Raw genomic sequence first — 25,809 nt, forward strand, 5'->3', positions numbered from 1 at the left:
TATTAAAGTCCTAGCATAACGAAGAAATAGCCCCAAACTGCAACTGCTATAATCGTCATGACAACTGCGGTTATTTGGATCTGCTTGTATTCCTTCTTTATTTTGACCAATCCATCTGGTTTGCTCAAATACTCATTAATAGTGATTTTAGCCATACTGTTTGACTTCATGTCATAATACGATTCGAGTTCATATTCTTTTGGTTGAGTGAGTAGTGCTACTATAATTAAACTGGCTACAGATAAAACAAGGGCAATCATCAACTCATCAATTCCTTCAGGAGGCACGATAATTCCTTGTCTGAAAATCTCACCCAGCGCTACAAAGGAAATGACACCAATCAGCATACTGGCAACGGCAGCTTTGCTGTTCATCCTCTTCCATTCAAAAGAAGCGACGATGGTCGGCAGCCAACCGACCGCAAAAATCGAACCTGCGTATATAGAAATCCAATAAATTGCAGAAGGTCTCATAATAGTTATTATACATACAATTATTCCTACTATGATCTGTCCAACACGCGCCGCTGAAAGACTTTGCTTTGAATCCAGCTTCTTATCAAATAACCTTTCATATAAATCTCTCGATAAAGCAAAACCGACTAACACAAATAGGGTTGATGCGGTAGACATTATAGAAGCCATCAGCGCTGCTAATCCAATACCGGCAATTGCTGGAGGGGTGAAATCCAAAAATCCGCTCACCATTGCATAATCTGGATCAGTGATGTTAGGATCAAGCACTCTTATTGCTGCAGCTGCAATAAATACTGTCAACTGCATGAAAGGTGCGAAAAATACCCCTATAATCGCCACTTTTAAAATGACGAAGTCATTCTTTGCAGGGAAAACACGAGATACAAGTGCAGGTATACATGCGAAGAATAGTATCCATACTAAAAATTGTGATATAGACCAACCAATATGTCTATCTTCTGTACCGGCTATCGACCAATAACCCGGAAGAGTGTCAGCCAGACCCCTCATCTGATCGAATCCGGCTTGACCAATCAGAAGCGGAACGATGACAATAGATATCGTCAGCATTGTAAAAAACATCAGTGTGTCCGTGACAACTATTCCATACATGCCCCCAATGGCAGTGAAAGCCAACATAGCCAACGTAAAGAGGATGACTATCCACCTGTAATCAATACCTGTAACCTCACTCAGCACAATTCCCGCACCAATAAATTGGATTACTCCATAACCGATTAGTCCTACAATCATTATAATGATTGCTATTACACTGACCCATTTGCTCTTGAACCTTTTATCAAAAAAATCTGGCATGGTCGTACTGCCGTACGCTTTCATCTTTCTACCGACATATACCACTGCCAGCAAAGTACCGATCCATGCACCAAATGACCCCAACGCAGAAATGACAAGGGGACCTTCAGTATAAGACTGTCCGGCGATACCCAGTAAAGTCGTGGCACTCAAATATGTTGCTGACAAAGTTCCAACAATCAACAACGTGGATCCCCGACCACCCATAATGTAAAAATCGTCCTCATTTTTAACAACTTTTACTAACGAAATCCCAACTGCTACATAGAATATGAGCACTGCCACCATTATACCTATGATCATGCCTTGTCTTCCCCCTTAACCTCCGATTCCTGCTCACTAATACCGGAGGTGTCCCTTTGCTTTTTCTCTTCTTCTTTGATGACAGGTAAGTATTGTTTCCTCAGTATTCCCAGAACGATGACACATGATAATATGGTCACGAATGTGGCATTGAAAAATAGAATAAATACATCAATATTCATTAAAACTCCCCTTTGCTCTTTAAATCAAATTCACTATCAACAAGTATTTTATATAGAAATATACTTCAATACCTTCAGGGTCGCTAAATGGTGCCTCATGATTCTATCTAGTGAATTTGGAAGTAAGTTTATTAGCTACGAACATCTCAACATACATATTTTCTTTTAGTAGATGAATTAATTCCTTCTAAATTACTTATAAGATAAAAGAATAAAACCCATGCAGGTTTTATTCTTTAAAATCAATTTATTTAATTTTTTATTGACTATATACACTTTCAACATTCTTAAATGCCTTTTCCAACACTTCAAGGCCCTTTTCTAATTCTTCGTTTGTGATTACAAGCGGAATCAGGAAACGGATGACATTATCAAAAACACCTGCTGACAAGAGTACTAAACCATTCTCATTTGCATAATTTGTGATTTTACTTTTTATTTCTTTATCCGGTGTATTCTTCTCATCATCTTTCACAATTTCTACTGCAACCATTGCTCCTAAGCGCCTGATCTCTCCAATGAAAGAGTAATGCTCTTGGTAAGTTTTTAGAACATCTTCCAAACTTTGTCCAATTTTTTCTGCTTTATTGCAAAGATCCTCCTCTTCAATAACATCTAAAACTGCCAGACCAGCTGCACACGCGACTGGATTACCAGCGAATGTTCCACCAATTTCACCTGTTGCAGCTGAATCTAAGATTTCAGACTTGCCAACTACACCACTCAGAGGTAATCCTGCAGATAGTGATTTTGAAACCACCATTAAATCCGGTTCTATTCCAAAGTGTTCAGAAGCAAATAGTTTACCTGTGCGACCGAAACCTGTTTGAATTTCATCAGCAATAAAAACAATACCATTTTCTTTGCAGAACTTTGCCACAGCATTCATAAAGCTTTTAGGAGGAATTAAAAATCCTGCCTCACCCTGAACTGGCTCAATAACTACACATGCTACATTTTCGGGTGCAACTGTTTCAATGAAGAACTTATGAAAATCTTCTATTATCATTTCAGTATATTCTTGCTCCGTCAGCGAAGGGTGCCTACGGTATACATTAGGGTAAGGAGCATGATATATATCTGAAGCAAAGGGACCGAAACCATTTTTATATGGCTTAACTTTACTGGTCATGCTCATCGTCAGGTTTGTACGACCATGAAAGCCTCCTTTAAAGGAAACAATCGCCGACCGGCCGGTATACTTCCTTGCCATCTTTACTGCATTTTCTACCCCTTCCGCACCAGAATTAAAAAATGCAGCTTTCTTATCGAAGTCCCCTGGTGTTAAACCACATAGCTTTTCGGCCAGCTCTATATAACTTTCATACATAATACAATTGAACCCCGGATGGAGAAATTTCTCAACCTGATTTTTAACTGCTTCTGTAACCTTGGAATGACTGTGCCCAACATTCAGGACCCCAATTGCCCCTCCAAAATCAATCACTTCATTACCTTCAGGGTCGGTAATCGTTGCACCCTTGGCATGAGCTGCTATGCTTTTATTTCCGTTACTGATACTTTGAGAAACGAATTGTTCTCTTTTCTTTTGAAGCTCTTGAGTTCTATTCATACAAATGTAACCCCTTTCATATTCTTTTAAAATTTTTTATTTTATTTCTAATAACTCAACAAAATAATCTCCGACCTCTGAAGTCGATGCACTTCCTCCAAGATCTCTTGGTAAAAATTCCTTATTCTTTAAAATAGCGATTATTGATTCCAATATCTTTTCTCCCCATTCTTCCTCTTCAAAATAATCCATCATTTGACTAATCGACCAAATTGCAGCTAATGGATTTGCAATGCCTTCTCCCGCAATGTCGGGTGCTGACCCATGGACGGGTTCGAACATTGAGGGATATTTCTTCTCAGGATTGATATTGGCTCCGGTAGCTAAGCCGAGACCTCCTGTGATGCCGGCACCTATATCTGTTAAAATATCTCCAAAAAGATTGGAAGTCACAACGATTTCAAATCTTCCAGGATCTGAAACAAAGTACAAACTGGCTGCATCAACCAAATATGAGTATGTCTTAACATCAGGATACTCTTTCCCTACTTCTTCAAAAACTTCATCCCAGAAGACCATAGAATAATTCAAGGCGTTACCCTTACTAACACTGGTTAAAGTTTTAGCTTGTTTGCGTGCCTCTTCGTATGCATAACGAATAATCCTTTCAGTACCCTTTCTGGAGAACACACCTGTTTGTAGTACAACTTCTTCAGGCTTTCCTCTGTATAACCACTCACCCGCACCAGAATACTCACCCTCACTGTTTTCTCTAATCACTAAGAAATCAATATCCTCTTCCCTTTTGTCTTTAAACGGTGTAAGTTCCTCATTTAATAATGTGATTGGCCGAAGGTTAACATACAAGTCAAACTCCCTTCGTATTCTTATCAACAAATCTCTTAGAGATATATGATCGGGTACCCCAGGGTAGCCAACTGCTCCAAGATAAACTGCATCAAAACCTTTCAGCTTGTCAATACCGTCTTCATCCATCATTTTTCCAGTTTCCAAATAATACTCACAACCCCAGGGAAATGTCTCAAAAGAAAATGATAAATTGTCATCTAATTTTTCGATAAATTTTAAAACCTTTACGCCTTCATTTATTACTTCAACACCTATTCCATCACCAGGTATTAGCGCGATGTTAAAATTCTTCATATTCTACCCCTTAAATGTTACATATTAAATACCTATCGATACATATTGCATCTCTAAAAACTCATCCATTCCCTGATGCCCACCTTCGCGACCTAATCCACTTTCTTTCAAACCTCCAAAAGGTGCCTGAACCGCTGAAGGAGCACCGTCATTCCAACCTACTATCCCAAAATCAATTTCTTCTATTATTCTTGTCCCATTGGATATACTCTCTGTAAAAACATAAGCTGCTAAACCAAAAGGTGTATCATTGGCTAAGTGCACCACTTCATCAATGGTTTCAAATTTTTGAATCGGGGCAACAGGGCCAAAAGTTTCTTCATTCATCATCAACATATCATTTGTAGCATCTTTGATAATTGTGGGAAGGTAATAGTTCCCCTTCTCGGAAGGTTGCTTTCCTCCATAAACTAGTTGCGCCCCTTTTTCCAGGGCGTCCGATACATGGGTCGATACCTTTTCCACACCCGCTTTATTTATTAACGGCCCGATGTTAACTCCTTCCGCCATACCGTTGCCGACCTTAAGCTCCCTTACTCTTTCAGTCAGCAAATCGATGAACTTATTATAGATTTTTGATTGAACATAAATTCTATTACCACAAACACAAGTCTGCCCTGAATTTCTGAACTTTGAAGCTATAGTACCTGCCACCGCTCTATTAATATCCGCATCATCAAGTACAATGATTGGTGCATGGCCGCCAAGTTCGAGACTAAGCTTCTTTATAGTTTCGGAACCTTGTTTCATCAAAATCTTGCCCACTTCCGTCGAACCGGTAAAGGTGACTTTTCTTACCCTGGAATCAAGTAAAAGTGCTTCGCCAATTTCACTGGAAGATCCTATAACAATATTAATCACTCCCTTAGGAAATCCTGCCTCTTCGGCGAGCTGTACGAGTTTGATTGCTGTTAAAGGTGTCTCACTAGATGGTTTAATAACAATGGTGCATCCTGCAGCCAAGGCCGGTCCCATTTTCCTAGTTAGCATCGCAGCCGGAAAATTCCATGGGGTAATTGCTGCAACTACGCCTACAGGCTTCTTCCATAATTGAAGGCGCTTATTCGAGTCATGTGTTGGAATTGTTTCTCCATAAACTCGCTTCGCTTCTTCTGCATACCATTCAATGTAGTTTGCTGCATAATGTACTTCACCCCTCGCTTCTGATAGAGGTTTACCCATTTCGCTCGTCATCAGTTCGGCCAACTCTGTTTCATTCTCAATCATTAATTCATAAAATCTTTTCAAAAGCTTTGCTCTTTCAAATGCAGTTGTCTTAGACCAAATTTTGAATGCGTCATCCGCTGCTTCAATGGCTGCCACTGCTTCTTTCTTTCCACCTTTAGGAACTTCTGATATTAATTCTCCTGTAGCTGGGTTATGAACCAATAATTTTTCTAAAGCCTCTCCAGTCCACTCACCGTCGATATAAAGTAAATTATGCATGACTACACCTCAATTTTTTAAATTTATTATCCCAAAAATTTTCCTTCGACATATTTGATATGAGTATGAATCTTATTTTCTACTATTTTCGGCTCTTTTGTTAACAGTGCTTTCATAAGCTCCTCCTGTTCTTCATAGAATGCCTTGGGACTGGTATAGTATTCATCCAAATACAATAGAAAAGTTCTTATTTGCACTTTAATCGATTCATACAATTTAATAATCCTCGAATTCCCCGATAAGTTAACGATATAGCTGTGAAATTTCATATCTAGATCGAATAAGTCAATCCAGTCTTCAATACTATTTTTGTCTTTCATTTCATCCAATATAGTCTGCAGCTCAGCAAATTCCTTTTCTCCTAGATGGGGAAGCGCTTTTAAAAAGGCATAAGATTCGACCATCAGTCTCAAATCAATAATCTCTTTCCAATCTTCATTAGAAAAGTCAGAGACATATGTACCTTTTCTAGGTTCTATGATTACCATCCCGTCGTTTTCTAATATTTTTAAAGAATCCCTGATGACATTTCTGCTTACATCGTACTTCACAGACAGTTCATTCTCGATTAACCTTTCTCCAAACTCTATTTCTCTTTTCCAAATGCTTCGTCTCAGTTCTTCGGCGATAATTTCTCCTAAAGAACCTTTGATTATATTTGATTTCATATGATTAACCCTTCCTTCAACTTTTAAAAGAGCTAACAGTCGATTGTCGACAATTAAACTTAAATATACAATAGACTATGTTAAAAATTCTGTCAAATATATTATTTGTAATCAAATATCATCATCATTTATTACTTCTTGATTTATTAAATTTGGTGGAATTTCGTTATTTAAACCTCTGATAAGATTCTTTTGTGCTAACCTGGACATCGCTAATTCATTTTCTATTGTTGCTGCACCTAAGTGAGGCAAAGTAATTACATTTGGTAACGATAATAATGGATTATCGGTTCCTACAGGTTCTTTTTCAAAGACATCAAGTGCTGCAGCTAATATTTCATTGTTTTTCAAAGCGTTATATAATGCATTTTCATCGATGTTCATTCCTCGAGAAGCATTAACGAAAATTGCGCTTGTTTTCATCTTTTTAAAATGTTCAGCTTTAATAAAATGTTTTGTTTCTCTAGAACCTGGAATCATCAAAACTACAAAGTCCGATTCTTTCAATAAATCCTCCACATTATGAAAAACAGCACCATAGCTATCCTCCACTTCCGGTTTTCGTGATCTATTATAATATAGAATTTTCATGTCAAAACCATAATGACATCTTTTAGCAACAGCCTGCCCTATCGCTCCCATTCCAATTATTCCAATTTTTTTATGATGAACATCGGTCCCAAATCGGTCTAGTTGAAGGTATTCTTTCCATCTTCCTTCTTTAACGAATCTATCGAGCTCAGGTATTCGTCTTGCCGAGGCTATAAGCATCCCCACAACTGCATCTGCCACTGTATCAGTTAAAACCCCTGGTGTATTGGTTGCCATTATTTTACGTTTGGTCATCTCTGGGAGGTCGAGGTTGTCGTATCCAACTGATACATTGGAAACAATCTTTAAATTGGGCGCAAGTCCCAAAAGTTCTTTAGTCACTTTTAATTCCAATCCTATAATTCCTTCGGCTTCCCCAAGTGCTTTTCTAAATTTTGCACTTTCCAGATATTCATAGTTTTCAAAATACGAGACATCAAATTGTAATTTCAAATCTTCTATCACGGGTTTGGAAACTCTTGTATAGGCTATTATTTTTCTCACTCTATTCCTCCTGTCCTTCTTTTATAAATTGACATCTATATACTAAAATAGTCATTGAAATTGAACTTTGTCAATAAGATAATCTTATTTATTAGATTATTCCTAATTTCTCAAATATTTAATTATCTAGTTGACATTAAAATTTCCATAGTCTAACATTAGTATTAATAATTGTCGACAGTCTACAAATAACTTTTGTAAGCGCTTGCTTTTGCCTCTCGATTTTCATTACATATTCATAAGGGGATGTTAGCAAAATGAATCTGCAAGAAGCGATTAAAGAAAAGATAAATTCAAAAAGAGAAGAGTATACCCAGTTTTTACAGAGCGTAGTACAACAACCAAGTACAACTGGAAATGAATTAAAAGCACAAACCATTGTCGCTGATCGATTAAAAGAATTAGGGCTAGAGGTGGACGTATGGGTTCCGGATTTTGAGGAATTGAAAAAGAGTGAGTTCTTCAATCCTCGTAGAGATAATTATGAAAACAGTCCTAATGTAGTTGGTATTTTGAAAGGTAAGAAGAATGGACGATCTTTGATTTTAAATGGACACATCGATGTTGTGCCAGCTGGAGACGAAAGTAAGTGGACTGATCATCCTTACTCCGGAAAAGTTATTGAAGGTAAATTATACGGCAGAGGCACTACAGATATGAAAGGAGGTAATATGTCTACTTTGATAGCACTCGAAACGATAATCGATCTTGGTATAGAACTAAAGGGTGATGTAATTTACGAAAGTGTGATTGAGGAAGAAACTGGAGGAGCAGGAACACTCGCTGCAATTCAAAGAGGGTATAAAGCTGATGTTGCATTAATCCCAGAACCTAGCGAGATGAAAATATTTCCCAAACAACAAGGTTCATTGTGGTTCGAAGTAACTGTAGAAGGTGTATCGGCTCATGGCGGGACCAGATATGAAGGTGTGAGTGCTATTGAAAAGGGATGGATTGTATTTCAAGAAATTTTACGATTAGAAGAAACAAGAAATAAACCTTTGCGTAAAGATCCCCTCTACAAAAACAACCCCATACCTATTCCTATTAATATCGGACAATTTAATGGGGGTTATTTCCCTTCGGCAGTCCCAGAAGAAGCAAAGATTCAAGGTCGATATGGTATAGCTCCAGGGGAAACTATTACAGAGGCCAAAGAGATGTTTCAATCAATGTTAGAAAATTTGAAGTCTATTGATGAATGGTTCGAAAAGTACCCAGTATCCGTTGAATGGGGAGGCATCCATCTCCCACCCGGTGGGTGTGACGACGACCACCCCATGCTGGAAGTCCTTAAAAATAACTATTATAAAGTTGAAAAGGAAGAGCCTATAATAGCCGGTTCTACTTGGGCAACCGACGGTGGTTTGCTTACACAAGCAGGAGGAATTCCTTCAATAGTTTTTGGTCCAGGTACGACAAGTATGGCTCATTTCACTGATGAGTATGTCGATTTGGAAAAAATGTTTAGAACTGCTGAAATTACTGCACTATCAATAATTGAATGGTGTGAAATCAACGAATAAAATTATCAAGTTATAGAAGGGAAATATATTATGAAAAATTTACTTAGCATATTAGGTTTAATGACTGTACTACTATTATTAAGCGCATGCACAATCGGTTCAGAGGAGAACGGAGATACATCAGCGGATTCGGAAGAGGCTTCTGACTCAAACGAAACTACAGAGGGTGATGAAGCTACAGGATCAGGTGAGTACTCAATAAGCGTATCTTATACTACACCAGAATCTGGTTCTACTCATATAGGGATGGAGAATTTTAAAGAGTTGGCAGAGGAGAAGACGAACGGGGAAGTAGTTATAGAATTATACCCTAATGGACAATTGTATGCTTCTGAACGTGAAGCGATCGAAGCTGTACAGTCGGGGACTGTTGAAATGACTGTTGCAGCCTCAGCACCTGTGGTTGGTTTTGACGAAAGATTTTTAGCAATAGACTTACCTTTCATTTTTCCAGATCATGAGACTGCTTATGAAGCTCTAGATGGCGAATTAGGACAAACCTTGCTGGATGGTCTTCCTGAGATAGGCCTCACAGGATTAGCTTATGGAGAAACTGGAATGAGGCAAATAACAAACAACAGTCATCCTATTGAAGCTCCTGAAGATCTAAATGGTTTACAAATCCGTACTATGGAAAATGACGTGCACATAAATACATTTAATGAATATGGTGCCAGCGCCTCCCCATTTGCTTTTGGAGAGCTATATAGTGCATTACAACAAAATATGTATGATGGTATGGAAAATCCGATTAACTTAATAGACCAAATGAACTTTTACGAAGTTCAAGAATATTTAACTATTTCTAATCATGCTTATACGGCTACCGTAGCTTTTATCAATAACGATTACTTCGAAAACCTACCTGAAGATATTCAAGCTTCACTGGAAGAAGCCGCTCTCGAGTCCATGGATTATCAAAGAGAAGTAGCAAGACAGCAAGATGAGGAAGGTATGGAAAATATCGAAGGTCACATGGAAATCAATGAATTGAGTGAGGAACAGAGACAACAATTTATTGAAGCAGCTGAACCAATCTTTGAAAGATATGAAGATGAAATTGGCAGTGATTTAATGGAATTGACACGTTCATATTCACAATAATTTCAGCTCATTACCAATATAGTTATTTCGAAGTTTAATTTGTATGGTTGGAAAAGTATAGACTATCTCTTCCCGACTATACTTATTAAACTTCTTTTTATAGCTAATTGGATTTCAATTAAAAGTGAGGCGTAGATATAATGGATTTAAAAAATCTCTTTGACAAACGCATTGAAGAATTCATCCTTGTTCTAACGATGGCTCTTATCGTTGCGATCCTTTTCACTCAGTCCATTCTAAGATTTTTTGGAGGATTTTCTTTAAGCTGGGGAGCTGAGTTAGCACAGTTCCTTCATATCTGGCAGATATGGATTGGTGCTAGTTTGGCGATTCGCTTACAATCCCATATAGGCGTTGATGTCTTTGTGAGATTATTTCCTTATTTTATACAAAAAATCTTCAGAGTCATAGTAATCATTTGTTGGTTTGTATTTGCTGCTTTTCTGGCAATTGCTGGAACACAATATATTTTAGATATAATGAGTAGTGGCCAAACAAGCCCCTCACTTCGCATACCAATGTGGATTCCATACCTGGTAATTCCCATCGGTGGAGTATTAATGATTATTAGGTTAATTCAGCAACTTTATTTATTAATCACTGATAAAATCAACTTAAACGAAACGGAGGAAATAGAATGACTGTAGCCCTTTTATTTATTTCTTTTTTCCTCCTGATGCTTATAGGTGTCCCTATTGCACTTTCCCTGGGTATAGCATCATTGGTTACAATGGTATTTGCGACAGAGAATTCTCCAACCATAATTATACAACAAGCTTTTACATCTCTTGACAGCTTTCCTCTGATGGCAATCCCTTTATTTATATTAGCTGGTGTCTTGATGAGTACAGGCGGAATTTCAGAACGGTTATTAAATCTAGCTAATGTATTAATAGGCTTTGTTGCTGGCGGGCTGGCAATGGTAACCGTTTTGGCAAGTATGTTCTTTGCCGCTATTTCCGGTTCAGGCCCCGCAACGGTAGCTGCAATCGGTTCGTTCATGATTCCCTCAATGAGGGAAAATAATTATGGTAGTGGCTTTGCTGCAGCTATCACAGCTTCAGCGGGCTCCATAGGCGTATTAATCCCTCCAAGTATCCCATTTGTCATGTATGGGGTCGTGGGGACAGTCTCAATCGGTTCCATGTTTTTAGCGGGTATCATTCCCGGTCTGATACTTGGCTTCGCATTGATGGTGATCTCTTATATTAATGCCAAGAGAAATGGGATTGAGGGATCCGGCGTGACGCCTTCATTCAGAGATGTTTTAAAAGCGTTGAATGAAGCGAAGTTTGCATTATTAGTCCCGGTTATTATCTTAGGCGGAATCTATGCAGGTTTATTTTCACCAACAGAATCTGCGGCAGTGGCATCGGTATATGCACTTTTTATAGGAGTTTTTGTTTACAAGGAACTGACATGGAAATCTGTCTACCAGAGTTTTTCCTCCGCTGCCCTTACAAATGCTGCCACAGTAATCATTATAGGGTTTTCAGTTTCATTTGCTTATCTGATGACAAGAGAAAGAATCCCGTCCATCGTAGCAGATTTTATAGTCAGCCTATCAGAAAACCCTCTTGTCATAATGTTAATTATTAACATTTTTTTATTAATTGTAGGCATGTTTATTGATACAATATCAGCAATAGTTATTCTGACTCCAATCTTACTTCCAGTCGTAACGAATATTGGATTAGATCCAATACACTTTGGGGTAATACTCGTAATGAACCTCGCCATTGGGTTTGTCACTCCACCACTTGGTGTCAACTTGTTTGTCGCCTCAAATGTAGGTAAGGTTCCATTTGATAAGATTGCTAAAGGGATGATTCCTATTTTAGTTGTCATGCTGATTGCCTTAATGATTGTAACTTATTTCCCTCCATTATCAACTTGGATTCCTAGTTTACGAGATTAATAAATGCCCAGAAGACTAATTAAAAAAACAACTCCTTATAGAATGAAATTAGTTTTCCATCAAGTCTTAGGTAGAAGAGGTTCTTGAGCTAAGTAATATAAAAAACTGAGATTAATCTAGAGCGCCTTACAAACAATCGATTTTTAATAAAAACGTTCAAGTTGGTCAACAAATAAAAAAAGACAAAATTTATTTTTGTCTTTTTTTTATTACTCGTTGATAATGATTTTTATTGTGCCGCCTATAAAATCTATCTATGAAATTTTTTAAGTTCATTCAATTCTATATTGATTCTCTCTTTTCTTCCTGCCGCCTTTATCAAAATAAGAGACGGTAAGAATCACTATTATATTAACGACAATACCGTAAATTATAGGGTTACTGGCTCCAAGTCCTTCCACCCATAACCCAATCAGTACAGCAAAGGCTGAAAGCAAGATAGCGGAAAATGCCGCATTCGCTGTAACCTTTTTGGAGAAAAGTCCGAACAGGATCGGAATGAATATTGAACCCGCTAAAACTGCGTAGGCAACATCGATTGCCACAAGCAGCTCCTCAATCCATAAGGCAATTATAATTGCGAATATGGCTAATGTAAAAGTGGTTATCCTTGAAAGCAATAAAAATTGCGTGTCATTGATTTTCGTAAAGAAATGGTCTTTCAAAATATCTTTGGATATCAATGTTGAAGATGCGAGTAATGTTCCGGAAGCAGTGGACATAATCGCTGCCGCCACTGCTGCGAATACTATACCTAAAAATCCAGTTGAAATTGTCTCAAAAGCCATCGTTGTGAAAACATCCTGCGTGTTCTCGATTCCCGGGAGCACGACGAGTGCCGCCATACCTATGAGCACCATGGCCAGTGAGTACAGAAGACTGTATACGCCTACCAAAACCCCGGCAGTTTTAGCAACTTTCGTATTTTTAGCAGTGAAGTACCTTTGCCAGATGTCCTGCCCGACCATCATTCCCAATGTATAAGTCAATAAATATGATAGTATCTCTCTAAAGCCAATCTCCGTGACATTGAAATAGCTGCTTGGCAAGTTCGCAGCCAACCCTTCAAATCCGCCGGCCGCGCTTAAGCTTTGAGGCAGCATGATTATAAATATCCCTAAAGTCATTATGCCAAACTGGACGACGTCGGTTATAGACAGTGTCCACATCCCTCCTAGTATCGTATAACCGAATACAATGGCACCGCCGACCAGTATCGCTTGTGTAAGACCCCAATCAAAAACGCCCGAAAGCAGTGCCCCGATTGCGATGATTTGTGTCACACTGATAAGTAAAGTATAGATGGCTGCGACGACCGCTCCTATAAGCTTGGATTTGGTGCCGAACAATCTTCCTAAAAGTTCACTGATCGTCAGGAGTTTATACCCCATCACCCGATCAAGGAATAGTAAGCCGAATAAAGTGATACCCAGCCCCATCGAGAATACAAACCAGATGCCTGAAAGGCCCATTTCATAACCCAGCTGCGAGGAGCCGATGGTGGATGAACCGCCCAGGAATACAGCGGTCAAGCATCCAAATAACATCCAGACGCCGAGGTTCCTGTCTGCCACCATATACTGCTCACTGGTTTTCGCCCTCATCATTCCAAGCACGCCTACACTGATCAATAGCAGGAAATATACCGCAAATACAAGATAGTCTAAAAATTCCATAAATCCTTATCCCCCTGTTTGTGTGAGCTGTCTCATTTCTAAGATGAAGAATCGCGTTTATTGATTGCTATCAAGCTGATCATCTCAAAAATGATTGATGAAGCTGCTACAGCGGTAATCTCACCACTATCATAAGTCGGCAACACTTCCACCAAGTCAAAACCTTTAATATCCAATCCTTTCAGATTTCTTACAAACTCCAGCCCTTCAAAAGATGTCGGCCCGCCGACTTCCGGCGTTCCTGTGCCCGGCGCGTACGCAGGGTCCAGAAAATCGATGTCATAAGAGACGAATGCTTTCGCATCTCCAACTCGTTCCCTGATTCTTTCCGATACTTTATCGAATCCCATGTTTCTTGCTTCCCTCATGGTGATCACTTCAAAGCCTAAATCTCTTGCATCCTCAATGCAGCCGGGTCCGTATAATGGCCCTCTCATTCCAACCTGGATTGAATGCTCCGTGTCAATGAGCCCTTCTTCGACAGCCCTTCTGAATGGCGTACCGTGCATATATTTCTCCCCATAATAGTTGTCCCAAGTATCTCCATGTGAATCAAAATGAATCAATGCAACCGGTCCATACTTCTTGTGAAATGCCCTGAGATGACCGAGGGAAATGGAGTGGTCTCCACCCATCATGACGGGCGTAATGCCACTGTCCAGGACCGGGGTCAAAGACTCCACTATATTGTCATAAGTTGCATGGATGTTACCCGGTATCACATTGATGTCTCCATAATCGACGCCGGAACAATAATCAAATATGTTTATATCCTGGTCAGGATTATATGGTCTGAGCAAAACTGAAAAGTCCCTGATATGCTGGGGGCCGTACCTCTGCCCCGTCCGATTCGACGCTGCGGTGTCAAAAGGTACACCGATGACAGCGAAGTCCACATTTTCTGTCGTTCTGATATTCTCCAATCTCATAAAAGTTCTTGGTCCCACAAAGCGTGGTGATTTTGATGAATCTATTGGCTTATACATAAATATCCTTGCTCCTTCTTAAATCAAATTCCCTATCGACAAGTATTTCGTATCCAGATATGCTTCAATGCCTTCGGGGCCGCCTTCCTTGCCGAGGCCGCTCTCTTTCAGGCCGCCGAATGGTGCGTGGGCGGCGGATGGTGCGCCGTCGTTCCAGCCGATGACGCCGAACTCGAGCTGTTCGGACAAATAAAGCCCCATCTTGTAGTCATTCGTGAAGTAATATGCAGCAAGTCCGAACGGCAGGCTGTTCGCAAGCGCCACCGCTTCGTCCACTTTCGAAAACGGCTGGATCGGAATCAACGGGCCGAACGTTTCCTCGTTCATGATCTCCATCTCCTGTGTTGCGTTCTTTATCACCGTCGGTTTATAGAAGTAAGTCCCCTTCTCCTCATCCGCGCGACCCTCGCCGCCGCATAAAATCTCCGCACCGAGCTGCCTCGCATTTTCAGCCTGGCCGCTGACCTTTTCATACGCCTGTTTGTTGATGAGCGGGCCGACCTGGGTGCCTTCCTCAAGTCCGTTGCCGACTTTAAGCCCCGAAACTTTCTCACTCAGCTTCCGCGAAAATTCATCCACGATCGACTCATGGACGAACAGCCTGTTCGCGCAGATGCACGTCTGTCCGGCATTCCTGAACTTCGATGCGATGGTCTGGTCGACCGCGATATCGATGTCCGCATCCCTGCAGACGATGATCGGCGCATGCCCGCCGAGCTCCATCGACACATGCTTCACCGTATCCGCGCTGTTTTTGATCAGCGATTTGCCGACCGGCGTCGAGCCCGTGAAAGTGATCTTCCTGACGAGCGGACTGTCGGTAAATATTGACCCGATTTCCCTGCCGGAGCCGTTCACCGCCTTGAAGACATTCTCCGGCACACCCGCCTCATATGCGAGTTCCACCAGCTTCATCGTCGTGAGCGGCGTTTCCGCCGCTGGTTTTATTATAAAGGAACATCCCGCCGCAAGTGCAGGTGCCACTTTCCGCGTCAGCATCGCCGCAGGGAAATTCCACGGTGTGATGCCCGCGACCAGGCCGACCGGCTGCTTTTTGATGATGATGTTTTTATTCGGTGAATTGGCAGGGACCGTCCGGCCGTAGATGCGCTTCGCCTCTTCAGCGTACCATTCGATGTAGGCATTTGCGTAGGCGACTTCGCCGAGCGCCTCGTGAAGCGGTTTGCCGCTCTCCTTTGTGATGATCTCAGCCAGTTCATCCTTATGTTCATTGATCAGGCGGAACCATTCCTTAATGATCCCCGAGCGATGGTGGGCATCCGTTTTGCGCCACGCCTTGAAGCCTTCGTGGCATGCCTCGATCGCCGCCTGGACCTCCTCCTTCGTATTGACCGGCAGAGTGTCCACGACTTCACCCGTCGCCGGGTTCTTTATTTCGAAAGTCTGCGTCACTGCACTTCACCTGCCTCTTCAAGTGCTGCATCCAGTATATCGAGTCCTTTATTGAGCTCATCGTCCGTGATGACGAGCGGCATGAGGAAACGGATGACGTTACCGTAAATGCCGGCGGAAAGCAGTATCAAACCGTTATCGTTCGCATACTTTGCGATTTTGCCTGTGCGCGCCTTATCAGGCGACTGGTCGTCATTTACGATCTCGACCGCCACCATCGCACCGAGGCGTCTGACTTCACCGATGAATCCATACCTGTCCTGATACACTTTAAATATATCTTCAAGCTTCTGACCGATCCGCTCAGCCTTATTGCATAAATCCTCTTCTTCCACCACATCGATGACGGCGAGTGCCGCCGCACAGGCGACCGGGTTGCCTGCGAATGTACCGCCGAGTTCACCCGGTTCCGCAGCATCCAGTATTTCCGCCCGGCCGACGACACCGCTGAGCGGCAGTCCGGCTGCGAGTGATTTCGACACGAGCATCAAGTCGGGCTCGATATCGAAGTGTTCGGATGCGAACCATTTACCTGTGCGGCCGAAGCCCGTCTGGATCTCATCCGCAACGAAGATGATGCCGTGTTCCCTGCAGAATTCCGTAACCGCCTGGACAAAGCGCTTCGGCGGGATGATGAAGCCGCCCTCGCCCTGCACCGGCTCCATGACGACGCACGCGACATTTTCAGGCGCGACCGTCTCGATGAAGAAATCATGGAATTCCTTGATCGTCTGGTCGATGTATTCCTCCTCGGAGAGTGACGGGTGCCTGCGGTAAGTGTACGGGAACGGCGCCGGATAAATATCCGAAGCAAACGGTCCGAAGCCGTTCTTGTAAGGTTTCACCTTGCTCGTCATGCTCATAGTGAGGTTCGTGCGGCCGTGGTAGCCGCGCTTGAAGGAGACGACCGCATTCCTGCCCGTATATTTCCTGGACATCTTGACCGCGTTCTCCACCGCTTCCGCACCGGAGTTCAACAGGATCGCCTTCTTATCGAAATCCCCCGGCGTGATGCCGCATAACTTTTCCGCAAGTTCGATATAGCCGTCATACATGATGCAGTTGAAGCCCGGATGCAGATACCGGTCGATCTGGTTCTTGACCGCCTCCGTCACTTTTGGATGGGTGTGGCCGACGTTCTGTACACCGATGGCACCCGCGAAATCGATGAAAGTTTTCCCTTCATGGTCGGTCACTGTCGCACCATGTGCCTGGTCCGCGATGGCCAGATTGCCGTTGCTTACGCTCCTTGAAACGTATTTCTCCCTTTTTTTCTGTAATTCCTCGCTTCTTGTCATAATTTGAAACCCCTTTCACTTCATTGATTATAGCCATTATTTCAAAAATTGGTATAATTGAAAGTACCAATTTCGTAAAAGTTTAGGCACCAGATTTAAAGGGGAGGCAGGCCATGCTTGAAATCAGATTGTCGGAAAGCCATTCGAAGTATAAATACCGTCAGATATATGAAAGCTTAAAAGATATGATCATCTCCGGAAAGATACCGAAAGACTACAGGCTGCCTTCAAAAAGGGAGCTCGCCAAAGATTTGGACGTAAGCGTGAATTCGGTCGCCACGGCATACGATCAGCTGATCGCGGAGGGGTATGTATATGCCGTCGAAAAGAAAGGTTATTATACGGAAGCGATTAATAAATACAATCCGGAGACGAAGTTCCCGGAAGCACTGCCGGAGTCATTGGAAGAGGACGAAGTACAGAAACGGTATCAGTATTCCCTCTCCCATATGACGGTGAACAGCACACACTTCCCATACAAGAAGTGGATGAGCTTCCAGAGGGAAGTGATCAACAAGCACCAGTTCGACATCTCGCGCCTCAATCATCCGCAGGGGCCGCTTGAAGTGCGGGAATCGATCAAGAACCTGATTTCCGTCACACGCGGCATCAACTGCTTCCCGGAACAGATTGTCATCGGCACCGGCACCCAGCCGCTGATCAGCCAGCTCATCGATCTGTTTGAACCCGATGTCAAAGTCGGCATTGAAAACCCGGGGTACTCCAGGGTGCGGGATATGCTGAACGACAAGGGCATCCATGTCGTCAACATCCCCCTTGATAATGAGGGCGTCGACATGCAGAGAATGGAGGAAGAAGACCCGGCCATCCAGTTTCTGACACCGTCCCATCAGTTCCCGCTCGGCATGATCATGCCGATATCGAAAAGGATCGACCTGCTGAACTGGGCGTCCGAAAAAGAGGGACGCTACCTCATCGAGGATGACTATGACAGTGAATTCAAATACGGCACCGACAACATCCCCTCACTGCAGAGCCTCGATAAAAACCGGAAAGTGATCTACATGGGGACATTCTCGAAAACCCTCCTGCCGAGCTTCAGGATCAGCTATATGATCCTGCCGCCGGAGCTGCTCGAAAAATATAAGGCGCGGTATAAATACTGGCTTCAGGGCAATGACAGCCTCCAGCTCTACACGTTGAAATACTTCATCGAATCGGGGGAATACAGCCGGTACGTCAAAAAGATGAACAGCCATTATGAGAACAACAGGACCATCCTGATCGATGCGCTCCGGAAACGCTTCGGAAAAACAATCGACATCGTGGATGTTCCGGCGGGGCTCCACTTCATCGCAAAATTCAAAACGTCCCGTTCATACGACGATGTAAAGGCCCGTGCGGAGGCCGCCTCCCTCGAACTGTATGACATCAGACGCTTTTCAACCGGGTATGTCGCAGATGACGATAAGTGGAAAGATTATGTACTCGGATTCGCAAACCTCGATACGGAGGAAGCCGATGCAATCGCGGCATGCCTCCACACCGTGATTTTTGAATAAAGAAGGCCCTGCGGAGTTTATTCCACAGAGCCTTTCAAAATGGTTTCTAAATTTTATCGCGGAGCCACTGCACGGCGTCCGCCTTGTTTTCGTCACCGATCGTATGTCCCGTGTCGTAAGTCGTATACGTGACGCTCGCGCCCTTTTCCTTGAAGTACGCCGCGTTTCTGCCGCCGACTTCGGGCGGGAATAATTCATCCTCCCTGCCGTCCGAGAGGAAGACATCGAGATGGCCGACATCCTTCACCCCGTACCGCTCCTCCAGGAAGTCCGGCACGTAGCCGTTCATGGAGACGATGCCGCTGATCTTACCGCCGAGCAGCAGAGCGAGTGTGTTGGAGAGGATTGCGCCCTGGCTGAAGCCGCCGAGGTAAACGTGATCCTCATCCACCGGATATTCCTTGATCAGTTCTTCGACGAACGCCGGCAGCTTCTCCATGCAGTCATCGAATGTTTCCATATCCGGCTTGCCGAACCCTTCCAGATAATAAAAGGCATAGCCGTTGTTGTAATTCAGATGGCCGCGTACACCGACGACGATGAATTCATCCGTCAGCTCATCGAATGTGTTCCATGTAAAGCTTTCGTTATGTCCGATGCCGTGGAACCCGACGAGCATCGGGTATTTTTTGCTTTCATCATAGTTCTCGGGAGTTCTGACTTCGTAGTGAAAAGTATCCTGCACAGTGATGCCTCCTATAGTCGTTATAATGCATATTATATTGAATTCGGGCATGGAATACAAAATTATTCCGCGCTGATCATCCAGTCGACGCCGTATTTATCCGTGAATGCGCCGAAGAGCTTCGACCATTCAACCGGCCCGAGGGGCATGCTCACTTCGGCAGCCGCCGCGGATGCCTTCTCAAAAAACGCCGTCACCGTCTCCACCGCCTCTTCGTCATCGCCGTCGAAGATGAAGGCCACCTGCGTCCCTTCATTGCTGATCTCCTTACCGCCCCATGTGCTGCTGATGTAGATCGGCTCACCGAGTATCCGGATTTCAGCATTCATGATGAACTTCTCCGCTTCCTCTCTGGTCATATTCATTTCATCAAGCGAACCTTCGAACATCTCATGATCCTCCTTCGTCACACCCACCACTTCTGCATCAAAATACTCCACATAATAATCGATCGCCTCGAGTGCATCCTTGAAATTGAAGTATGGCACTGCCTTGAACATGATATCCCTCCTGTGAAAACGTTTTTTAACGGTTTTATTATACAACGATTTCACTTCAAAGGGAATTATTACACCAATCCCATTTACATCAGCTGCCCGTCTATATGATCCACAATCACCCGGCCGAGCAGCGGGTCGAAATTCAAGGAAGGCGTGACTTCATAAGATATCCCCAGGTCGAGTGATTGAGCAGCGCTCTTCACCTTCTCCGTCATCACACCATCATATAGAAATAAAGGCACGATGATCATGTGATCATACCGTCCAGCTATTTCCGTGAGCGCTTCTTCAAGGCCCGGGTCTCCGTACAGCGTCATCGGGTGTGCAGGATACCCCGCCTCCAGTGTTTCAGTGAACGCGGCAAGTGCTGTCTCAGCATCCGGATAGTCCGGGTTGCCGTGCGCCACCACGGCAATGCCCGTGTTACCCTTCTCCTCAGCTTCACTGATCCGTTGCCTGACGATTTCCTGAATCAAAGGATGGCCCACAAGCGCCGGACGGATATCGATCTTCAGCCGGGGATATGAAGATCTGAAATACGATGCGATCTCGGGGATATCCTTCTTCAGATGGGAGGCCGGCAGCAGGAGAAGCGGTGTGATGACGATATGCTCTGTCCCTTCATCAATCAGCCGTCCGATTACGGTATAGGCATCCTCGGTCTCACTCTCCAGAAATGCGATTGAAAATTCCGCTTCATGCGGTGCCATCACATCCTCAATATGCGACACCAGTCTCTTATTCAGGCCGCCCCGTCGTGTACCGTGAGCGAGCAGCAGATGTTTCAGCATGGGCCATCCCCCTTTCAATGAAATTATACACTATACCCATGTTCTGCACCTTTGATTAAACCCGCACGCTGTGAAATAATTATAAGGATATATATTTTAAACATGAATGTCCGGGAGGAATACGACCTTGGAAACATTGAAGGATCTCGACTATGAACAGCGCATACAATTGATGGAAAAAACGGCTGAGCAGTTCAGGGAAACGTCACAGCAGCATGATGAAGACCTGACCTTCCCTTTTGAGAATTTCGACAAGCTGAAGGCGGTCGGCTACCCCGCACTGTCCATCCCGAAGGAATACGGTGGCGGGGGCATCAGCCTCACCGAACTGATGAAGCATCAGGAAACAATCGCAAAATATGACGGTGCGACGGCACTCTCCATCGGCTGGCATATGGGCATCATCATGGACATCGGTGAAAAGAAGACATGGGATGAAGAAAATTATAAAAAGGTCGTCGCCGACGTCATAGAAAACGGCGCCCTGATCAACAACCTCGCGACAGAACCCGCGACGGGCAGCCCGACACGCGGCGGGAAGCCGGAGACGACCGCCCGGAAGCAAGGTGGGCAGTGGATTTTGAACGGTAGGAAGACGTTCTCCACACTCTCCCCCGTCCTGAAATATGCCATTATCGTCGCCTCAATCGAAGAGACCGATGAAGTCGGTGAATTCCTCGTCGACATGGCACTCCCGGGTGTCAAAATCGAGGAGACATGGAATTCCATCGCCATGCGGGCGAGCGGCAGCCATGATGTCATCCTTGAAGACACTGTGGTGGAAGAAGAAGACCTCGTTGCCTTCCGGACACCGGGCAAAAAAGATCCGTCGGGGTGGCTCCTGCACATACCTGCCTGCTACCTCGGCATCGCACGGGCCGCACAGGAAGCGGCGTTGAAGTTTGCCAAAAGCTACTCCCCCAACAGCATCAAAGGCACGATTTCGGAGCTACCGAACGTACAGGAGAAGCTCGGCAGGATTGAACTGCTTGCAATGGAAGCTGAGGCGTTTCTTTATTCTGCTACAAATGAATGGGATCAGGCGGATGCAGAGGCACGCAGAGACATGGGGCCGAAGCTCGGTGCCGTCAAGACATCCATAGTCAACAAAGCCGTGGAGATTGTCGATCTCTCCATGCGCGTCGTCGGCGCAAAGAGCCTAAATGCGGACAATGAGCTGCAGCGCCATTACAGGAACGTGCGGGCCGGTCTCCATAACCCGCCGATGGATGATATGGTGATTGTGAACCTTGCGAAACATTCGCTTGAAAGGACAGATGATCAATGATGAAGAAAGTCATAATGGATGTGGATACGGGCATCGATGATGCCCTTGCGATACTGTATGCCATTGAGAGCAAGCAGCTCGATATCCTCGGCATCACGACCGTGAACGGCAACGTGCCGCTCGATTACGTGACAAAGAATACGCTAAAAGTGCTGCACCTTGCAGGGGAAAATATCCCGGCATACCCGGGCGCCGTCGAGCCTTATTTGAGGGAAGCCGTCCATGAGTTCAAAGTGCATGGCAATGACGGCATCGGCAACGCACTCGACGATATGACCGTGACGAAGGAATTGGAAGACACCTTCGCTGCCGATTTCATCATTGAGAGTGCATACGAGCACAATAAAGACCTCACCCTCATCATGGTCGGGCCGCTGACGAACCTGGCCCTCGCCCTGAAGAAGGATCCGGCCATCAAGGATATGATCGGGGAAGTCGTCATCATGGGCGGTGTGGTGTCGAATGCCGGACACGGCAATATGCTGCCGACATCCGAGTTCAATATATTCGCAGATGCCGAAGCGGCGAAAGTCGTCTTCCATAAGGGGCTCGACATCACCCTGGTCAGCCTCGACGTCACCCATCAGGTCATGATGACGGATGAACATGTGGAGAAACTTAAAGATACGAAGTATTACAACTTCGTCAAAGACGCGACGGACGAATATATGGCATACGGCCTGAGACTCTACGGCAAAAGGCAGTGCGCCCTGCACGACCCGCTCACCGTCGGTTATGTGCTCAATCCCACACTCCTCACTACGGAGAAGTATTATGTAGATGTCGAAACCTCAAGCCCCCTCAGCTACGGCCAGACCATATGCGACTTCAGGGGCCTGCTTGGCAAAGAGCCAAACGTAAACATCTGCCCCGGGGTCGACAGTGAACGGTTTCTGGAGGATTTCATTGGGACGTTGAACTTATAATTAATTTCATCAACTAGAGTTTAATTGTCACACGAAACAACAGTAAGTTTAGATATAGGAAATGAAGCTTATACAGCTATAAAGGCTTATGAGAAGGATTCTTTTATGCCAAGAATGCTTTTGGTGAAAAAAGCACTCCTGAATAAATTAAAAAGCTGTCGGTAGGCGGATACTATGAAGTATCAAGATCGCCTACTGATAGCTTTTGGGTTTTAAGGTGGCCGTTGGTTCACACCAAAAGGAAATTGGAAGAAACATTACTTAAAAGATATCTAATAAATCTTTAGCAGCTGTTATGATTTTTTTGTTTTGTTCTTGGTAGATATCTTCTTCTTTTGGATATTGTTTTAACATGGCACTTCTTAAATTATCGTCAGTTATGTATTCATTTAATAGTCCTATCTGTGCTAATAAGTGAAGAGATTGTGATATTGATTCTGATAATCTCTCTGTATCTTCTAAACTTAACTGTTCGATTCTTTCTTCTTTGAATTTTTCAGTATTTCTTACGTATTGGACAGTATGATCATATATATCTTTCTGCTCAATATATTTATAAATTTTTTTAGGTTCATTGATTGGAGTTTCCAACATACTCAATACAAAAATTATATTAAAATAATGACTGTTTTTACTTTTGTGTAAATCCATTAATTTTATACTGAATTCATCTTTTTCTATTTTCTTTTCGTTTATTGTTGTTCTATGGGATTTAAATGCTATATAAACACTAAGTATTGCAGTTATGGAGGTAGTTATTGCTGTAAAAGCTTCTAACATTTCGAACTCCTTCTTTATTAGTTTTGAACTATTCTTTTTTAACTTAATATTAAATACTAAGGGTGACATCTTCGGTTTACGACTGGTGATCTCTCTGCCTTAATATACCTATATTTAGTATAAAAAATAGGTATACTTCTTTACTTCTATTGCAAATGTTATGTCAGAAAAAATACTTGAACGTAAAAATGAATTCAAAGATATTGTTAAGGAGAGTAGTGGTTTTTATATAAAAAGAACTAATCCTTATTTTTTAAAATTTTTATAATTACCCATACTGGGGAAACTAAATAGGCAATTATTAGAGAATAACGAGAGCTTAAAGGTTCCCAGCTTGGAGTTTTTTCTTCAGTTTCTATACTGACTATAGGGAATGTAAAAATAGAAATAAAAAAATAGATTGTCAGTATTATATAGGGGAAGCTCAGGACATCGTGATCAAGTATCGAATTTACTATTACGACATAGAACAAGAAAAAAACAAAACCAATTATGAAACTAAGTATCTGTGCAAATCTATCACTCATGTTATTAAAACTCCTATTCTCCCTGACTATTAGCGGATGTATTCTATTTTAAACATAAAACGGAAGCTTTTGAAGTGACTGTTGATTCATACAAAAGGATCTTGGAATAAATTTTATTTTTCTTCCTTATTCATTGGATGAGAATCAAAAAAAGCAGTTGTTAACATCATGACTATAGCCATAATGGTTGCTGTTAAAATATGTGAAAGCTCAAAATTTCCGTCATTCAAAGTGACTCTGGAAGTTAGAGTGATAGCAAACATAGTTAATCCAATAGGGATGTACTTCTTTAGTAATCGTTTCATTTTAAGACCTCTGTTATTATGGGTTATGTCTTTAATGTATTCAGATCATGTAAGATAAAAAGGGATATTTTTTAAAAGGGAAAACCGTTTTTCATATGAAATATATCATCCTGTAATGTGTACTTTATCAAAAGGGAGTAAGTAAATAAAAGAGGAGAATGGTAAAATGTTCTTTAAAGAAAATCCGATTTTAAGATATTTTATTATATATAATTATATTTATTATAATAATAGCTTTAGATTATATTTTTTCCAGTGAGATAGACCTATTTAAAGCTTTTTTCGGAGCTTTATTGGTTGTAATTCTTTCTGCTGCTTTTAATAATAATGATAAAAGGATTAAAGAAATTTAACTCCTATTTTCAACCCAGGAACTATAAATGAGAAGAAACGATATATTTAGGAAATTTAAAAGCGATTCGAACTCTATTTCTTGCACAATTATCTTGGATGCTTTTATGTCTTTAGTTATAGGATTTCCTTTGAGTACTGGAGCAGGAGTTGCGATTGGAGAGTTAAAAAAAAGCCATAATAAAAGAAGAGATAAAAATAATTGAATGTACAAAATACCATGACTTTATCTAAGTGTCCATGGATGAATATATGACATACGGTCTCAGGACCTACGGCAAAAGACAGTGCGCACTGCATGATCCGCTTACCGTCGGCTACGTGCTCGATCCCGCATTCCTCAAGACGGAAAAGTATTATGTAGATGTCGAAACCTCAAGCCCTCTCAGCTATGGCCAGACCATATGCGACTTCAGGGGACTGCTTGGGAAAGAGCCGAACGTAAACATCTGCACCGCAGTGGACAGCGGACGGTTTCTGGAGGATTTCATCAGGACGTTGAACATGGAAAGTAATTAAAATGGAGCATACATTGGTATGCTCCATTTT

At 42.7% G+C, this 25,809-nt stretch carries 24 protein-coding genes; 8 read left to right on the forward strand and 16 right to left on the reverse strand.

The window, feature by feature from the left end:
- Window positions 1-2: 2 nt before the first annotated feature.
- From LPW40_RS07450 to LPW40_RS07480, 7 genes are all read right to left on the reverse strand, one after another.
- The gene (locus LPW40_RS07450) at window positions 3-1,595 is read right to left on the reverse strand and encodes a sodium:solute symporter family protein (protein ID WP_230821602.1); all 1,593 of its coding nucleotides are present in this window, start codon (window positions 1,593-1,595) and stop codon (window positions 3-5) included.
- On the reverse strand, window positions 1,592-1,777 hold the full coding sequence (locus LPW40_RS07455; protein WP_230821603.1) for a hypothetical protein: 186 nt from the start codon (window positions 1,775-1,777) through the stop codon (window positions 1,592-1,594). Before LPW40_RS07455 ends, LPW40_RS07450 begins: the two co-directional genes overlap by 4 nt.
- A gap of 259 nt (window positions 1,778-2,036) precedes the next feature.
- Window positions 2,037-3,350: a 4-aminobutyrate--2-oxoglutarate transaminase gene (gene gabT / locus LPW40_RS07460; protein WP_230821604.1), complete on the reverse strand. Its 1,314-nt coding sequence runs from the start codon at window positions 3,348-3,350 to the stop codon at window positions 2,037-2,039.
- A gap of 36 nt (window positions 3,351-3,386) precedes the next feature.
- The gene (locus tag LPW40_RS07465) at window positions 3,387-4,454 is read right to left on the reverse strand and encodes a tartrate dehydrogenase (protein WP_230821605.1); all 1,068 of its coding nucleotides are present in this window, start codon (window positions 4,452-4,454) and stop codon (window positions 3,387-3,389) included.
- Between the two features lie 24 nt (window positions 4,455-4,478).
- Entirely contained in the window at window positions 4,479-5,900 is a 1,422-nt protein-coding gene (locus tag LPW40_RS07470; protein ID WP_230821606.1) for an NAD-dependent succinate-semialdehyde dehydrogenase, read from the reverse strand.
- A 26-nt stretch (window positions 5,901-5,926) separates the two neighbouring features.
- On the reverse strand, window positions 5,927-6,568 hold the full coding sequence (locus tag LPW40_RS07475; RefSeq protein ID WP_230821607.1) for a GntR family transcriptional regulator: 642 nt from the start codon (window positions 6,566-6,568) through the stop codon (window positions 5,927-5,929).
- 111 nt (window positions 6,569-6,679) lie between these two features.
- Complete coding sequence (locus LPW40_RS07480; protein WP_230821608.1) at window positions 6,680-7,663, reverse strand: 2-hydroxyacid dehydrogenase; 984 nt, start codon at window positions 7,661-7,663, stop codon at window positions 6,680-6,682.
- A gap of 257 nt (window positions 7,664-7,920) precedes the next feature.
- On the opposite strand from LPW40_RS07480, the gene LPW40_RS07485 reads away from it, so the two are divergent.
- From LPW40_RS07485 to LPW40_RS07500, 4 genes are all read left to right on the forward strand, one after another.
- A complete protein-coding gene (locus LPW40_RS07485; RefSeq protein ID WP_230821609.1) occupies window positions 7,921-9,189 on the forward strand; it encodes a peptidase in 1,269 nt (422 codons plus the stop codon).
- Between the two features lie 30 nt (window positions 9,190-9,219).
- The gene (locus tag LPW40_RS07490; RefSeq protein ID WP_230821610.1) at window positions 9,220-10,293 is read left to right on the forward strand and encodes a DctP family TRAP transporter solute-binding subunit; all 1,074 of its coding nucleotides are present in this window, start codon (window positions 9,220-9,222) and stop codon (window positions 10,291-10,293) included.
- Between the two features lie 140 nt (window positions 10,294-10,433).
- Window positions 10,434-10,934 carry a TRAP transporter small permease gene (locus LPW40_RS07495; protein WP_230821611.1) on the forward strand — a complete coding sequence of 167 codons (501 nt, stop codon included), beginning with the start codon at window positions 10,434-10,436 and terminating at the stop codon, window positions 10,932-10,934.
- The gene (locus LPW40_RS07500; protein ID WP_230821612.1) at window positions 10,931-12,211 is read left to right on the forward strand and encodes a TRAP transporter large permease; all 1,281 of its coding nucleotides are present in this window, start codon (window positions 10,931-10,933) and stop codon (window positions 12,209-12,211) included. Before LPW40_RS07495 ends, LPW40_RS07500 begins: the two co-directional genes overlap by 4 nt.
- Before the next feature lie 272 nt (window positions 12,212-12,483).
- Here the strand turns inward: LPW40_RS07500 and LPW40_RS07505 are convergent, their stop codons facing one another.
- From LPW40_RS07505 to gabT (LPW40_RS07520), 4 genes are read right to left on the reverse strand one after another with little or no spacing between them, the layout of a single operon-like run.
- The gene (locus LPW40_RS07505) at window positions 12,484-13,887 is read right to left on the reverse strand and encodes a sodium:solute symporter family protein (protein ID WP_230821613.1); all 1,404 of its coding nucleotides are present in this window, start codon (window positions 13,885-13,887) and stop codon (window positions 12,484-12,486) included.
- Window positions 13,888-13,925: 38 nt separating this feature from the next.
- Window positions 13,926-14,873 (reverse strand): agmatinase, encoded by a 948-nt coding sequence (gene speB / locus LPW40_RS07510; RefSeq protein ID WP_230821614.1) that lies wholly within the window; start codon window positions 14,871-14,873, stop codon window positions 13,926-13,928.
- Between the two features lie 18 nt (window positions 14,874-14,891).
- Entirely contained in the window at window positions 14,892-16,286 is a 1,395-nt protein-coding gene (locus LPW40_RS07515) for an NAD-dependent succinate-semialdehyde dehydrogenase (protein ID WP_230821615.1), read from the reverse strand.
- The gene (gene gabT / locus LPW40_RS07520; RefSeq protein ID WP_230821616.1) at window positions 16,283-17,584 is read right to left on the reverse strand and encodes a 4-aminobutyrate--2-oxoglutarate transaminase; all 1,302 of its coding nucleotides are present in this window, start codon (window positions 17,582-17,584) and stop codon (window positions 16,283-16,285) included. The genes LPW40_RS07515 and gabT (LPW40_RS07520) overlap by 4 nt, the downstream gene beginning before the upstream one ends.
- A gap of 113 nt (window positions 17,585-17,697) precedes the next feature.
- Between gabT (LPW40_RS07520) and gabR the strand changes: the two genes are divergently transcribed.
- Entirely contained in the window at window positions 17,698-19,107 is a 1,410-nt protein-coding gene (gene gabR, locus LPW40_RS07525) for a MocR-like transcriptional regulator GabR (RefSeq protein WP_230821617.1), read from the forward strand.
- Between the two features lie 46 nt (window positions 19,108-19,153).
- Here gabR and LPW40_RS07530 read toward each other — a convergent pair whose 3' ends face one another.
- The 3 genes from LPW40_RS07530 to LPW40_RS07540 form a co-directional block, all read right to left on the reverse strand.
- Window positions 19,154-19,792 carry an alpha/beta hydrolase gene (locus LPW40_RS07530; RefSeq protein ID WP_230821618.1) on the reverse strand — a complete coding sequence of 213 codons (639 nt, stop codon included), beginning with the start codon at window positions 19,790-19,792 and terminating at the stop codon, window positions 19,154-19,156.
- Window positions 19,793-19,854: 62 nt separating this feature from the next.
- Window positions 19,855-20,292, reverse strand: a complete 438-nt coding sequence (locus LPW40_RS07535) for a VOC family protein (RefSeq protein WP_230821619.1) — start codon at window positions 20,290-20,292, stop codon at window positions 19,855-19,857.
- 83 nt (window positions 20,293-20,375) lie between these two features.
- Window positions 20,376-21,083 (reverse strand): sirohydrochlorin chelatase, encoded by a 708-nt coding sequence (locus LPW40_RS07540; protein WP_230821620.1) that lies wholly within the window; start codon window positions 21,081-21,083, stop codon window positions 20,376-20,378.
- Window positions 21,084-21,255: 172 nt separating this feature from the next.
- Here LPW40_RS07540 and LPW40_RS07545 point away from each other — a divergent pair, with 172 nt between their 5' ends.
- A complete protein-coding gene (locus LPW40_RS07545) occupies window positions 21,256-22,371 on the forward strand; it encodes an acyl-CoA dehydrogenase family protein (protein WP_413776001.1) in 1,116 nt (371 codons plus the stop codon).
- Window positions 22,371-23,297 carry a nucleoside hydrolase gene (locus tag LPW40_RS07550; RefSeq protein WP_230821622.1) on the forward strand — a complete coding sequence of 309 codons (927 nt, stop codon included), beginning with the start codon at window positions 22,371-22,373 and terminating at the stop codon, window positions 23,295-23,297. The genes LPW40_RS07545 and LPW40_RS07550 overlap by 1 nt, the downstream gene beginning before the upstream one ends.
- A 261-nt stretch (window positions 23,298-23,558) precedes the next feature.
- Here the strand turns inward: LPW40_RS07550 and LPW40_RS07555 are convergent, their stop codons facing one another.
- Together LPW40_RS07555 and LPW40_RS07560 are read right to left on the reverse strand one after the other, a co-directional pair.
- Window positions 23,559-24,077: a hypothetical protein gene (locus tag LPW40_RS07555; protein ID WP_230821623.1), complete on the reverse strand. Its 519-nt coding sequence runs from the start codon at window positions 24,075-24,077 to the stop codon at window positions 23,559-23,561.
- Between the two features lie 640 nt (window positions 24,078-24,717).
- The gene (locus LPW40_RS07560; RefSeq protein WP_230821624.1) at window positions 24,718-24,909 is read right to left on the reverse strand and encodes a hypothetical protein; all 192 of its coding nucleotides are present in this window, start codon (window positions 24,907-24,909) and stop codon (window positions 24,718-24,720) included.
- Window positions 24,910-25,500: 591 nt separating this feature from the next.
- Between LPW40_RS07560 and LPW40_RS07565 the strand changes: the two genes are divergently transcribed.
- Window positions 25,501-25,779, forward strand: coding sequence for a nucleoside hydrolase (locus tag LPW40_RS07565; RefSeq protein ID WP_230821625.1), 279 nt, complete (start codon window positions 25,501-25,503; stop codon window positions 25,777-25,779).
- Window positions 25,780-25,809: the final 30 nt, after the last annotated feature.

It is taken from the genome of Salinicoccus halitifaciens (assembly GCF_021026095.1).
GTDB lineage: Bacteria > Bacillota > Bacilli > Staphylococcales > Salinicoccaceae > Lacicoccus > Lacicoccus halitifaciens.